At 34.5% G+C, this 12,996-nt stretch carries 15 protein-coding genes; 11 read left to right on the top strand and 4 right to left on the bottom strand.

The features are described from left to right. Positions 1-3: 3 nt before the first annotated feature. Positions 4-783, top strand: coding sequence for an inositol monophosphatase family protein (locus tag NAMH_RS04775; RefSeq protein WP_012663591.1), 780 nt, complete (start codon positions 4-6; stop codon positions 781-783). Here the strand turns inward: NAMH_RS04775 and lolA are convergent. After that, positions 767-1,264, bottom strand: coding sequence for a LolA-like outer membrane lipoprotein chaperone (gene lolA / locus NAMH_RS04770; RefSeq protein WP_015902615.1), 498 nt, complete (start codon positions 1,262-1,264; stop codon positions 767-769). The genes NAMH_RS04775 and lolA overlap by 17 nt on opposite strands. A gap of 108 nt (positions 1,265-1,372) precedes the next feature. On the opposite strand from lolA, the gene NAMH_RS09260 reads away from it, so the two are divergent. The 10 genes from NAMH_RS09260 (at position 1,373) to NAMH_RS04725 (ending at position 10,412) form a co-directional block, all read left to right on the top strand. Next, positions 1,373-2,566: a preprotein translocase subunit SecA gene (locus NAMH_RS09260; RefSeq protein WP_228368686.1), complete on the top strand. Its 1,194-nt coding sequence runs from the start codon at positions 1,373-1,375 to the stop codon at positions 2,564-2,566. Beyond that, complete coding sequence (locus tag NAMH_RS09255; protein WP_338037071.1) at positions 2,547-4,025, top strand: preprotein translocase subunit SecA; 1,479 nt, start codon at positions 2,547-2,549, stop codon at positions 4,023-4,025. The genes NAMH_RS09260 and NAMH_RS09255 overlap by 20 nt, the downstream gene beginning before the upstream one ends. 3 nt (positions 4,026-4,028) lie before the next feature. After that, on the top strand, positions 4,029-5,222 hold the full coding sequence (locus NAMH_RS04760) for an ABC transporter permease (RefSeq protein ID WP_015902797.1): 1,194 nt from the start codon (positions 4,029-4,031) through the stop codon (positions 5,220-5,222). Between the two features lie 116 nt (positions 5,223-5,338). Next, entirely contained in the window at positions 5,339-6,205 is an 867-nt protein-coding gene (gene dapA / locus NAMH_RS04755) for a 4-hydroxy-tetrahydrodipicolinate synthase (protein ID WP_012663884.1), read from the top strand. A gap of 9 nt (positions 6,206-6,214) precedes the next feature. Beyond that, a complete protein-coding gene (locus NAMH_RS04750) occupies positions 6,215-6,994 on the top strand; it encodes an enoyl-ACP reductase (protein ID WP_015902546.1) in 780 nt (259 codons plus the stop codon). Then, a complete protein-coding gene (gene pgsA / locus NAMH_RS04745; protein WP_015902461.1) occupies positions 6,994-7,587 on the top strand; it encodes a CDP-diacylglycerol--glycerol-3-phosphate 3-phosphatidyltransferase in 594 nt (197 codons plus the stop codon). The genes NAMH_RS04750 and pgsA overlap by 1 nt, the downstream gene beginning before the upstream one ends. Beyond that, positions 7,584-8,627 (top strand): RIP metalloprotease RseP, encoded by a 1,044-nt coding sequence (gene rseP / locus NAMH_RS04740; RefSeq protein WP_015901900.1) that lies wholly within the window; start codon positions 7,584-7,586, stop codon positions 8,625-8,627. The genes pgsA and rseP overlap by 4 nt, the downstream gene beginning before the upstream one ends. A 1-nt stretch (position 8,628) precedes the next feature. Beyond that, positions 8,629-9,288 (top strand): YggS family pyridoxal phosphate-dependent enzyme, encoded by a 660-nt coding sequence (locus NAMH_RS04735; protein ID WP_015902647.1) that lies wholly within the window; start codon positions 8,629-8,631, stop codon positions 9,286-9,288. Further along, positions 9,285-9,806 carry a methyltransferase family protein gene (locus NAMH_RS04730; protein WP_012663503.1) on the top strand — a complete coding sequence of 174 codons (522 nt, stop codon included), beginning with the start codon at positions 9,285-9,287 and terminating at the stop codon, positions 9,804-9,806. Before NAMH_RS04735 ends, NAMH_RS04730 begins: the two co-directional genes overlap by 4 nt. 12 nt (positions 9,807-9,818) lie before the next feature. Further along, positions 9,819-10,412, top strand: coding sequence for an MjaI family restriction endonuclease (locus NAMH_RS04725; protein ID WP_015902152.1), 594 nt, complete (start codon positions 9,819-9,821; stop codon positions 10,410-10,412). Between the two features lie 2 nt (positions 10,413-10,414). Here the strand turns inward: NAMH_RS04725 and NAMH_RS04720 are convergent, their stop codons facing one another. The 3 genes from NAMH_RS04720 to NAMH_RS04710 all read right to left on the bottom strand — a co-directional run bounded on the left by NAMH_RS04720 (position 10,415) and on the right by NAMH_RS04710 (position 12,990). After that, positions 10,415-11,473: a DNA-methyltransferase gene (locus NAMH_RS04720; protein WP_015902807.1), complete on the bottom strand. Its 1,059-nt coding sequence runs from the start codon at positions 11,471-11,473 to the stop codon at positions 10,415-10,417. Further along, a complete protein-coding gene (locus NAMH_RS04715) occupies positions 11,463-11,675 on the bottom strand; it encodes a helix-turn-helix domain-containing protein (protein ID WP_015902782.1) in 213 nt (70 codons plus the stop codon). The genes NAMH_RS04720 and NAMH_RS04715 overlap by 11 nt, the downstream gene beginning before the upstream one ends. Before the next feature lie 88 nt (positions 11,676-11,763). After that, complete coding sequence (locus NAMH_RS04710; RefSeq protein WP_015901802.1) at positions 11,764-12,990, bottom strand: M16 family metallopeptidase; 1,227 nt, start codon at positions 12,988-12,990, stop codon at positions 11,764-11,766. Between the last annotated feature and the right edge of the window lie 6 nt (positions 12,991-12,996).

Here is a 12,996-nt window from a genome sequence, read left to right as displayed (position 1 = left end):
GAATTGAGAATTAAGGAATTTGAAGAGTTTAAAGAAATAATTATAAAAGCCGGGGAGATTTTCAAAGAGGGATTTTACTCCTCTAAGGAAATCACCCTCAAAGGCAAAAAAGACCTTGTAACCGAATATGATGTAAAAATTGAAGAGTTTTTAAAAGAAAAATTTAAAAATTTCGGTTATTCGATTATTGCGGAAGAGTCCGTAAAGGATGAATTTAATAATTCAATTATAATAGACCCGATTGACGGTACTACGAATTTCGCTCATCAGATACCTCACTGTGCAATTAGTATAGGTGTATATGAAAATAAAAAGCCTAATTTTGCATTCGTATATAATCCAATTCTTAATGAATTTTATACGGCGATAGCAGGTGAGGGTGCGTATAAAAACGGCGTTAAAATTCAAGTCAGCAGGAATGACTATTTCCAAAGGGCTTTGATAGCTACAGGTTTTCCGTATTCGAGTGCTGACAATACCGATGATCTTGATCTGGTAATCAGAAGACTACATAAAATACTCCCGAAGTGCCAGGATATAAGAAGACTCGGAAGTGCGGCATTGGATCTTTGCTATGTGGCGGAAGGTAAATATGAAGGGTTTTATGAGATCAATTTAAAGCCTTGGGATGTAAGTGCTGGAATGCTTATTGTAAAAGAAGCGGGTGGCAAAATATCAAATGACAGAGGTGAGAAATATGATATGTTTAAAGATAAATGTATAGTTGCATCAAATTCATTGATCCACACTCAGCTTGTAGATCTTCTCAGTTCTGATAAATAATATCGATATCTTTTGGAAAGTTCGGTTTGAAAATAGAAGATTTTATATTTTTATCAGATTGATTATTAAATATTATAACAACCTTATTTCCGACATCATCGGTATACCATACTTTTTTCAAGGTATTGTCGAATACGAAATAAACTTTTTTATTATCGACAACCGCTTCATATTCTTTGCTATTAATTTTTTTAGCTTTATTTAATGCGTTAAAAAGATTAAATTCTGGTTTTTTTGAAATGGTAACTTGCAAGAGATCCGGTTCATAAACATATACTTTATCATTTATCCATATTTCTTTTTCGTTGGGATATGTATATTTCCAAAAAACATGTTTTGAATCGGTATAAATTTTTCCTTTATATGTAAGTGTATTATTGTCTGAATATATTTTTTGTACAAAGTCTGCAGAAAAATATTTTGGAAAATTAATGGCAAATAACTCCAAAATTAATAAAATATTAATTAAAACAATTCTCAATTTTGTTTCTCCTTATTATTTGAAAAAAAAATTAATTTTTTGAGTGCTCCGTGATTCTCAATTCATTTTTATGTTATTATAACAAAAAACTTTGCAAAGGCTTTTTTGATGGTAAAACAAGTATTTAGAAAGATTTTTGGTACTAAAAACGATAGAGAACTTAAAAAATATTTCGCAAGAGTAAAAGAGATAAATGCTTTAGAAGAAAAATATGAAAAAATGAGTGATGAAGAGTTAAAAAGCGAATTTGACAAAATAAAAAGCCAGATTCTTGAAGAAGTTAAAAACGGAGCTGATGAGCAGGAAACATTAAATAAATATTTAAACGACGTGTTTGCAATGGTAAGGGAAGCCGGCAAACGTGTACTTAATATGAGACATTTTGACGTTCAGCTTGTGGGTGGTATGGTTCTGCATGAAGGTAAAATCGCCGAAATGAAAACAGGTGAGGGTAAAACACTCGTAGCAACGCTTCCGGTTGTATTAAATGCAGTTTTGGGAAAAGGCGTACATGTTGTAACGGTAAATGACTATCTTGCCCAAAGAGATGCCAATGATATGGGAAAACTTTATGAATTTTTCGGACTAAGTACAGGATGTGTTGTAGGTGGTATGGAAGATTACGAAAGAAAAGAAGCTTATAAAAAAGATATTACTTACGGAACGAATACGGAATTCGGATTTGATTATCTTAGAGATAATATGGTGTTTGATATTAATGATAAAGTTCAAAGAGGGCATTATTACGCAATTGTCGATGAAGTGGACTCTATTTTAATTGATGAGGCGAGAACTCCTCTTATTATTTCTGGACCTTCTAATAAAAGGGTTGAAGATTACGTAAGAGCGGATAAAGTGGCTAAACAGCTCGTAAAAGATAAACATTTTACCGTAGATGAAAAAGACAAAGTGGTTCTTTTAACTGAAGAAGGAATTAAAGAAGCTGAAAAACTTTTTGAAGTTGACAACCTGTATACTCCTGAAAACGCAATACTTGCGCATCACCTTGACCAGGCTCTTAAAGCAAACTATCTTTTCCAGGAAGGTAAAGATTATATCGTAAGAAAAGGTGAGGTTTTAATTGTTGACGAGTTTACGGGAAGAATTGCAGAAGGTAGAAGATTCAGTGAAGGATTACACCAGGCGCTTGAAGCAAAAGAGGGTGTTGAAATTCAAGAAGAATCACAGACTTTTGCGGAAACGACGTACCAAAACTACTTCAGACTTTATAAAAAATTAGCGGGTATGACGGGTACCGCTCAGACGGAAAAAGACAGAGTTTATCGAAATTTACGGGCTTGAAGTTATTTCAATTCCTACAAATAAACCTGTAATAAGAAAAGATAAAAACGACCTTGTATATAAAACGGAAGAAGAAAAATTTGAAGCGGTTGTTAAGAAAATAAAAGAGCTTCACAAAAAAGGACAGCCTGTACTTGTGGGTACTACGAGCGTGGAAAAAAGTGAATATTTAAGCCACCTTCTTAAAAAAGAAAAAATTCCTCATACTGTTCTAAATGCCAAAAATCATGAAAAAGAAGCGCAGATTATTGCCGAAGCGGGTAAAAGAGGCGCTGTAACCGTTGCTACAAACATGGCCGGTAGGGGTGTTGATATTAAAATCGACGATGAAGTAAGGGAACTTGGCGGACTTTACATTATCGGTACGGAAAGACACGAAAGTAGAAGAATCGACAACCAGCTTAGAGGTCGTTCGGGACGTCAGGGTGATCCGGGTGAGAGTCAGTTTTATCTTTCACTTGAAGATGATCTTTTAAGAATTTTCGGAAGTGACAGAATCAAAAACATCATGGACAGACTCGGCATTGAAAGAGGTGAACACATCGATTCTAAAATCGTAAGCCGTGCAATTGAAAATGCTCAGAAAAAAGTTGAAACAATGCATTTTGAAGCAAGAAAACATATCTTAAAATACGATGATGTTGCAAATGAGCAGAGAAAAGTTATTTATGCATTCCGTGATCAGCTGCTTGATCCTAATTACGATATCGAATCAAAAATTAATGAAATTAGAGAAGAATTTGTTGAATATATTTTGAGTGAAGCTGATATATTCCCTCATACGCTTGAAGAAGATTTTGATCTTGATAATTTAATTGCACACCTTAAAGAATATACAGGAATTGAATTTACAAAAGAAGAGCTTAGCGGTAAAGATTACGAAGCTCTTAAAGAATACCTTGTAAACAGATTAAAAGAAGAATATGAGAAAAAATTTGCAGAAGCGTCACCTGAAGATAAAAACAGAATTCAAAGACAGGTTATGCTTCAGGTGCTTGATGAGAGCTGGAGAGACCATCTTTATATGATGGATATATTAAAAACAGGTATAGGACTCAGAGGATACAACCAAAAAGATCCGCTTGTAGAATATAAAAAAGAGAGTTTCAATCTATTCCAAGAATTAATTGAAAGAATTAAAATAGAAAGTATGAAAATACTTCATAACTTGAAAATAGAGTATCAAGAGCCGGAAATCGACCCTGATGTAGCTGAATTTTTAAACGCTATCAAAGGTAAAAATATTGACGAAATATTACATAACATACCGGAAATTCCTGAAGAACTTGAAGAGGCGGATGCTGATGAAATTATGAAACAGCTTGAAGCTCAGACTGAAGCGCTTAAGGCTGAATTTGAAGCAAAACAGCAAAAGAAAAAGGTAAAAAGAAACGACCCTTGCCCTTGCGGTAGCGGTAAAAAATACAAAGACTGCTGTGGGAAAAGTCCAAAATTCTAAAAAATGAATAAAAAATTTGTAAATTTTATAATAAGAAGATATTTAAGGTTTGATAAAAAACACCCGTTTATTTATATTAGTTTTATCCTTGCATTTCTTGGGATAATGACGGGTGTTGCGACCCTTATGATCGCTATGGGTATTATGAACGGTATGGATAAGGAGTTTGAAAAAAAACTCAAAGTTATGAATTATCCCATTACCGTTTACTCTTCGCTTGTAAATGTGGATGAGAAACTCTTACATAAACTTCAAAAAAAATTCCCTGATTTTAAATATTCCCCTTATATCGAAAGCAGCGCCGTAATACAGAAAAATTCACTAAACGGTGTAATGCTTTACGGTGTTGATTTTAATAAAGAATCGGAAATTAATTATATTTTTAAAAAAGCTGTAAAAGATTTAAAAAAACCTGGGCTTTTTGATGTGGTCGTCGGAAGCAGGCTGTTTGCTGACCTTGGAATAGCAAGAGGTGAAAAGGTTATTATGATTTTTTCAAAACTCTCACCCATGGGATTCGGAATTTCCCCTATACTTAAAAAAGTAAAAATCGTAGGTGTATTTAACAGCGGACTTGTAGCATATGACAAGGGGATTGCTTATATGAACATCGAAGGTCTTAAAAGAATTCTTCACCAAAACCACTACAGCGGAATTCATATATGGAGTCCGAATCCTTTTAAAGATATTCAAAAAATAAAAAAAGCGGTACCTCCCGGTGTAGGTGTAATAGGGTGGTGGGAGCAAAACGGAAACTTTTTTGCAGCTTTAAGAATGGAAAAAAGAGCTCTTTTTTTAGTACTGATGCTGATAATTATAGTGGCTGCACTTAATATCATCAGTTCTCTTCTTATGATGATAATGAGTAAAAGAAAAGAGATTGCCCTTATGCTAAGTCTTGGTGCGAGTCCTAAAGAGATAAAATCCATTTTTCTTAAACTCGGTACTTTTATCGGTATTTTGGGAATTACAATCGGAGCGATGCTCGGAGGACTTGGTATATGGGTTCTTAAAACGTTTGATATTATCAAACTCCCCGAAGATGTTTACGGTGTTAGCAGGCTGCCGATAGATCTCAGTCTTGTTGATTTCGGACTGATAATATTGGGTGCTTTTATAATTGTAATACTCTCAAGCATATATCCGGCGCTCAAAGCCAGCAAAACTGATGTGCTTGAGACGTTAAGATATGAATAATCAATTTTAATGGAAAGTGCAAAATAAAAACGGATAAAATATAAAAATTTTTCCATTTTCATTTTTCCATTGTCTATTTATATAATATGCTATAATTTCGTAAAAAAGGACGTTTTATGCAAGGTGCAATGACCGCTCTTATTACGCCGTTTAAAAACGGAAAAGTTGACGAAGAAACGTATGCAAAACTTATTCAAAGACAGATTGACAATGAAATAGACTGGGTTGTACCGGTGGGTACGACAGGAGAGAGTGCGACTCTTACACATGACGAGCATAAAAGATGTATCGAAATAGCAGTAGAGGTGTGTAAAGGTACAAATACGAAAGTTCTTGCAGGTGCAGGAAGCAACTCTACCCATGAAAGTATCGACTTGGCTAAATTTGCCGAAGCGAAAGGCGCCGATGCGGTTCTTAGCGTATCACCGTATTACAACAAACCTACTCAAAGAGGACTTTACGAACACTACAAAGCCCTTGCAAACGCAATCGAAATTCCTGTTGTTTTATATAACGTACCGGGAAGAACATGTAGCAATATAAATGTTGAAACTGCTATAAAGCTATTCAATGACGTTGAAAACATAATAGCGATTAAAGAAGCGACAGGAAGTATCGAAAACGTGGTAGCACTTTGTGCAAACAGCGATATTGCTGTAATAAGCGGGGATGATGCCATTAACTATCCGATAATGGCCACAGGCGGAAAAGGGTGTATTTCTGTTACGTCAAACCTTCTTCCAAAAAGAATCGCCGATTTAATCCATACGGCGTTAAAGGGAGATTTTGATACGAGCAGGGCTATAAATGAGGAACTTTACGATATCAACAAAGTTTTATTTGTAGAAAGTAATCCGATTCCTATCAAATTCGCTATGTATGAAGCGGGACTTATTCCGTCACTTGAATACAGACTGCCGCTTTGCGAGCCGAGTGATGAGAATAAAGCTAAAATAAAAGAAGTACTTAAAAAATATTTATAAAGGAATTTTATGAAGGGTAAAACATTAGTAATAAGCGGGGCGACAAGAGGTATAGGTAAAGCAATAGCCGAAAGATTTGCAAAAGAGGGGATCAATATAGCTTTTACATATAACTCAAATGAGGAAATTGCAAACAACCTTGCAAAAGAGTGGGAAGAAAAATACGGCATTAAGGCAAAAGCGTATAAACTTAATATTTTAGAGCCTGAAACATACAAAGATCTTTTCAAACAGATTGATGAAGATTTTGACAGAGTCGACTTTTTCGTTTCAAACGCAATTATCAGCGGAAGAGCGGTTGTTGGTGGATTCGGTCCTTTTATGAGACTCAGACCTAAAGGAATCTGCAATATATTTACAGCAACTGTAAACGCATTTGTAGTGGGAGCTCAGGAAGCAGCTAAAAGAATGCAAAAAGTAGGCGGCGGAAGTATTATTTCACTAAGCTCCACAGGTAACCTCGTATATACTCCAAACTATGCGGGGCACGGTACAAGTAAAGCGGCGGTTGAGACTATGGTTAAATACGCGGCTGCGGAGCTTGGAGAATGGGGTATCAGAGTTAATGCGGTAAGCGGCGGTCCTATTGATACCGATGCGCTTAAAGCGTTTCCGAATTATGAAGAAGTAAAAGCGGAAGTTGAGAAAAGAAGCCCTCTAAACAGAATGGGTGAACCTAAAGATTTAGCAGGAATTACATACTTTTTATGTACTGATGAAGCAAGCTGGATTACAGGGCAGACGATAGTAGTAGACGGTGGAACTACATTCGGAGGGAAAATAGGTTAATGTCAATAATTACGGAAGACGGCATAAAGCTATACAGATACGAAAAGTGGAAAAAACGCCTGAAAAACGTACCTAATATCCTTGCTTTTATCAGGGTTTTGATGGCGTTTTTGATGTACCTGTTTTTGGTAAACAGGGATTTTTTCCCGGGTGTTCATGAAACATGGCTTGATTATTTTGCGGCTTTGATTTTTGTTATTGCAAGTGTAACGGATTTTTTTGACGGATATATTGCCAGAAATTTTGATGCAAGCAGCAAACTTGGTGAAATTTTAGACCCGCTTGCGGATAAAATGCTGACACTCGGTGCCTTTTTGGGGCTATTATACCTGCACAGGGCAAATGCGTGGGCAATTTACCTTATACTGGTTAGAGAGTTTTTTATAACGGCTCTAAGAATTGCAATGGTTCAGGAAGGTCTTAGCGTAAAGGCTTCGTTTGCGGGTAAGGTAAAAACCGTTTCTCAGATGGGTGCTATCGGGTTTCTTCTTATGAACTGGCCGTGTGCTGAGTGTCTTTTATGGGTTGCCGTAATTCTTACGCTTTACAGCGGATATGACTACGTAAAAGTATATGTGAAAGCTCAAAGATGATCAGTGCTGTTATAATACTCTCTTTTTTGATTTTCTTTCATGAACTCGGACATTTTCTTATGGCAAGGCTTGTCGGTGTTAAAGTTGAAGTTTTCTCAATAGGATTCGGCAAAAAATTGATATGTAAAAAGTTCGGGGATACGAACTGGTGTCTAAGTGCGATACCTCTTGGCGGATATGTGCAGATGAAGGGGCAAGATGATACGAATCCGAATTTAAAAAATAATGATCCCGACTCATACAATTCCAAAACTCCCTGGCAGAGAATTTTGATACTTTTAGGCGGTCCCGGGTTTAATTTCCTGCTTGCCTTTTTAATATATCTTTTTATCGCTTTTACAGGCTGGACGAAATTAGCTCCCGTAATAGGAAAAACCATTCCAAATACACCCGCGGCAAAAGTACTCAAACCCGGCGATAAAATTGTAAAAATCAACGGTGTTGAAATTAAATCGTGGGATGAAATATCTCCTTTAATTCAAAAATATGATGTCTTGCATCTAACGGTTGAGAGAAACAAAAGATATCTGAGTGTTGATTTAAAGCCTAAAATCGAGCTTCAAAAAAACATATTCGGTGAAGAAATCAAAAGAAAAATAGTCGGAATCATTCCGAGCGGAGATGTTATAAAGGTACATTATTCGCCTGTTGAGGCGGTAAAAATAGCATGGGATAAGTTTGTGTTCGATTCTATGCTGATAATTAAAGGCGTACAAAAGCTAATAACCGGAGCAGTCGGTCTTAACACCCTGAGCGGTCCGATCGGAATTGTCGATATTACTGCAAAAGTCGCCGATTACGGATGGCAGCCGCTTTTACTGCTGGCAGCGCTTCTTAGCGTAAACCTCGGTGTGCTTAACCTTCTTCCGATCCCGGCACTTGACGGCGGGCATATTATGTTTAACCTTTATGAAGCTATTTTTAAAAGGGAAGTCAGCGAAGAGATAATGGTAAAACTGACAATCGGCGGGTGGATAATACTCGGTAGTTTAATGCTTATAGGTATATACAACGACTTACACAGACTCATAGGAGGGTAGCATGAATTTAGATCAGTTAATTCAAAGAGTAGAGGCGGCAAGGCTTAGAAGAAGCGAGCATTTAATTGTTCAAATCGTGGCTGTTACGAAATACACAAAAGAGACCGAACCTCTTAGAAGACTTTACGCCGAAGGCCAGAGGGCGTTTGGTGAAAACAGGGTTCAGGATATGGAAGATAAGGTAAATGCCCTAAGTGATTTGCCGATTGAATGGCATTTTATAGGAAACCTTCAGAAAAACAAAATCAATAAACTTCTAAAATTAAACCCTTTCATGATACAGTCAATAAACTCTTACGAGTTGGCCGAGGCAATAAACAAAAGAACCGATAAGCCGGTAAGGTGCCTTCTTGAGATAAATTCGGCAAAAGAGCCTACAAAACACGGCCTTCAGCCTGAACTTGCAATTGAGACGTATCTGAAAATCAAAGAAAACCTCCCGAATATCAATCTTCAGGGTGTAATGACGATAGGTGCGCATGTGGATGATGAAACGGAAATCAGAAAAAGTTTCAGACTAACATATGATATATTTGAAAAACTGAAACCATACGGTGCTAAAATATGCTCAATGGGTATGAGCGGCGATTTTGAAATAGCGATAGAAGAGGGCAGTAATATGATAAGAGTAGGAAGCGCCCTTCTTAATTCATACCTATGAAAACAACTCTTTCGGTAGTAATCAGGATAATTATCTGGCTTATATTAATATTCGGGGGCATTGCCCTTTCTTTATACCTTGATCTTAGATATTTTAAAAACCTTTTATTAAATCCTTTTTTTCACGTGTTTACTTTGCCTCTTGGTTATTTTATACTCAAATTCGCTTTTCACGCGGCGGCAGTCGGAGGCAGAGAGCTTAAAAGAAAAGGGCGAGAGGGTGATATCCCGAGACTTGAGACAAACAGACTCGTAACAAGCGGTATATACGAATGCACACGTCATCCTATGCTTTTCGGGCTGATGCTTCTGCCTCTTGGAGTTGCACTTTTTTTGGGTTTGCCGAGTTTTATATTCTTTATCGCTCCTCTTGAAGCGTTATTTATATTTGTTATGGTTATTACGCTTGAAGAAAAAGAAGCGTATATGAAATTCGGTGAAGAGTATCTGAAATATAAAGAAAAAACACCCCTTTTTCCGAAAACAAAGGAGTGTTTTAAGAAGTTATTTTTTGATTAAAAAAGGAAAGAAATGAAAAAAGAAAAAATAAAATTAGATCATATTTTTGAATTGTTAGATATAAAAAAGCCAACTTTTCCTAAATATACTACTCAAATAATAAATCTTGCAAATCAAAATGCAAAAGGAACTGTACCTGCGGTGGTAGGTCAAATGAGTGAATTAATCAAAGAAGTTAATTCTATTGGAGAATGGAAAGAGTTTTATAAAAACAATTACGAAGATAGAATTGAAATAGCTGTAGATAAAATTTGGAATATGTTACAAAATTTAAAAGAAGCTTTTATTAAAATTGATAAAGAATTAGTTAAAGTATGGGTAGAAGATTTAATATATAATAAAACACCAGAAGGATTAATGATACAAGAATTTATATTAAAATATCTTGCACAAAAAAATAATAAAAAATATAAATTAGCTACACCAGAAGAAGAGGCACAAAATATAGATGGCTTTATTGGGGATATTCCAATTCAAATTAAACCTGAGTCATATAAAGTAAAAACTAATGTAAAAAATGAAGATATTTCAGTATCTATAATTTTTTATAAAAAAACAAAATCTTATTTAATAATTGAATATGACGAAGCTATTTTTAATAAATAAAATTAAATTAAAAAAGGTGTAAAATTAGAATATTTACAAATAAATAAATTTTCATTTTTTTGCACATTAGAAATTTGATAAAAACTGATATCTTTTTCTTGGGAGGTCATAACTGGTGTTTTTAAATTTTCATTATAATATTTAAAAGCTTTATTTTTTTGTTTTATATAATTTTCTATAAACTTTTTATGACTATTAATTCTATTGTTTATATATTGCTCAGTTATTGTTTTAATATTATTAATTCTTTCTTTTATTAAATTTTTAAAAGATGTGTCAATTTCATATCCAATCGAGTTACGTCCAAGTACTGCACTTGCAATTGTTGTAGTACCTGTTCCAAGAAAGGGATCAAAAACAGTATCTTCATATATTGAAAACATATGTATTAGTCTTAATGATAATTCTAAAGGAAAAGCTGCATTCCTATCTCTATTTGTTTTATAATATTTATCAATTGTCTGGTTTTCACCCACGATATCTTTCCAAATATCAGAAAACCATTTGTTTCTCTCTTCCCAAAAAAATGCACTTTTTCTTCGTCTTATAATCTCATTTTTATTGAATTTTCTTTTTTCACCTTTTCTAAAAATTAAAATATATTCATGTTCTAATGTAACATAAGCATTAACTGGTAACATTCCTGATCCCATAAATTTATTTGGTTTGTTAGAGGTTTTTCTCCAAATAATAGGTGGAAGAGATTGCATGCCTAAATTTTGCATATATTCTATTATTTTTACATGATTTGTAAATAATTGAAAGTTTTTATTAAGTGTTCTGGTTGCATCTCCAATATTAATAGCTATTATTCCTCCAGGTTTTAGTACTCTATAACATTCTTTCCATGTTTTATTTAGTTCATTATGCATTAATTCATATGCTAATCTATAATTTTTTTTATTAAATTGATTTTTTATTTCCTGATTTAATTTAAAAAAAGTTTCATCCCACATTTCAATCATAGGGTAAGGAGGTGATGTTAAAATAAAATCAATACTTTCATTATTTATTTGAGTGTTTTGAGAATTTTTAAATAATAAAATATGTTTAGTTTCCATATTTATCCTTAATATTTTTAAATTCAATACAGTTTTTTTGTAAGTTCAATAAATATTTTATTGCTATTTCAGCATATTTAGGTATATATTTGTTATTTTTCCATTTAGAAATCGTAGTATTATCTATATCTAAAAAGTTTGCAAATTCTTGCTTTGTTAATTTGATTTTTTTTAAAATATTTTCAAATTCATGGAAATTCAAAGTTTAACCTTTTTAGAAATATTCATATTATTGTATAATAAAAATGGGAGAAAAGCAAAAAAAAAGTTGAAATATTCAAAATATGGAATTATTTTTTGATTAGTTTTACCGTTACGCTTTTGTCGAAATATTTTTTTATATCCTCTACCTTCTCAGGAGTTAAAGCATTTATTTTGTCTTCATATTCAAGAAGCGGGGTAATGTCGCCTTTTGCGAAATAATCCCCATATACGTTGCTAACTCCCGAGCTGCTTTCAAGCTGTGTCAAAAAGTCCATTTTGGTCTGGTTTTTGACTTTGTTCAGGGCTTTTTTTGTAATTTTGGTATTCAGAAGTGTTTTTTTCAGCTCATTTTCCACCAGATCCGGACTTACTCCCGGGTTACATATTGCAAGAGCCAAAAACACACCGGGATCAATTAGTTCCATATTATACGCGTATACTTCGCTGACTAATCTTTTTTTGTTTATCAGTTTCTCACGCAGTACGCCACTTTTACCTCCGCTTAGTATCTCGCTGTATGCACTGAGCGCAAACTGGTCTTCATGTTTGAAATCGGGAATCCTGTAAGCAATGGCTACAATATCGACTTCGGTGTCTCTTTGAATAACCACATGCCTGTCACCGTCGAGTTCAGGCTCTTTCATATGCACTTTCGGAATTTTTCTGCTGTTTTTGATGTGAGAGAAATATTTGTCGGCCAAATTAAACACATCCTCAGGGTCGATATCGCCTGCTACGAGTAAAAACGCGTTTTTAGGCTGGTAAAACGTTTTGTGAAAAGATCTGATATCTTCAATGCTCCAGTTAAGAATATCGTCCTTAAACCCTATAGGGGTCCAGTGGTACGGATGGTAAAGGTATGTATTGTTAAAAAGCCTGAAATATAGATACCCGATAGGGTTGTTGTCCGTTCTCCAGAGTCTTTCTTCATATACGACTTTTCTTTCCCTTTGAAATTCGTCGTCGTTTAGATTCAGGTTTTCCATAACTTCGCTGAAAAGTTCAAACGTTTTATCAAGATACGCACTTGAAGTTTTAATGTAATAGTGCGTATAGTCAAACCCGGTGGATGCGTTGTCTACTCCTCCGAGGCTTTTTATTATTTTGTCAAATTCTCCTTCAGCGAGGTTTTTTGTGGATTTGAAGTTCATATGTTCAAGCATGTGTGCTATTCCGCTTTTGCCCATTATTTCGTTTCTGCTTCCGACTTTATAGTAAATATTACTGGTAATTACGTTAGAGCCTTTGTTCATAGGCACAACGATAACTTCGAGGTTGTTTTTGAGTTTTTGTTTATAAAACTTATGAAGCATTTAACG

Source organism: Nautilia profundicola AmH, assembly GCF_000021725.1.
GTDB classification, from domain to species: domain Bacteria; phylum Campylobacterota; class Campylobacteria; order Campylobacterales; family Nautiliaceae; genus Nautilia; species Nautilia profundicola.
The sequence above is the reverse complement of the archived record's forward strand: the minus strand, read 5'-3'. Positions and strand labels throughout refer to the sequence as shown.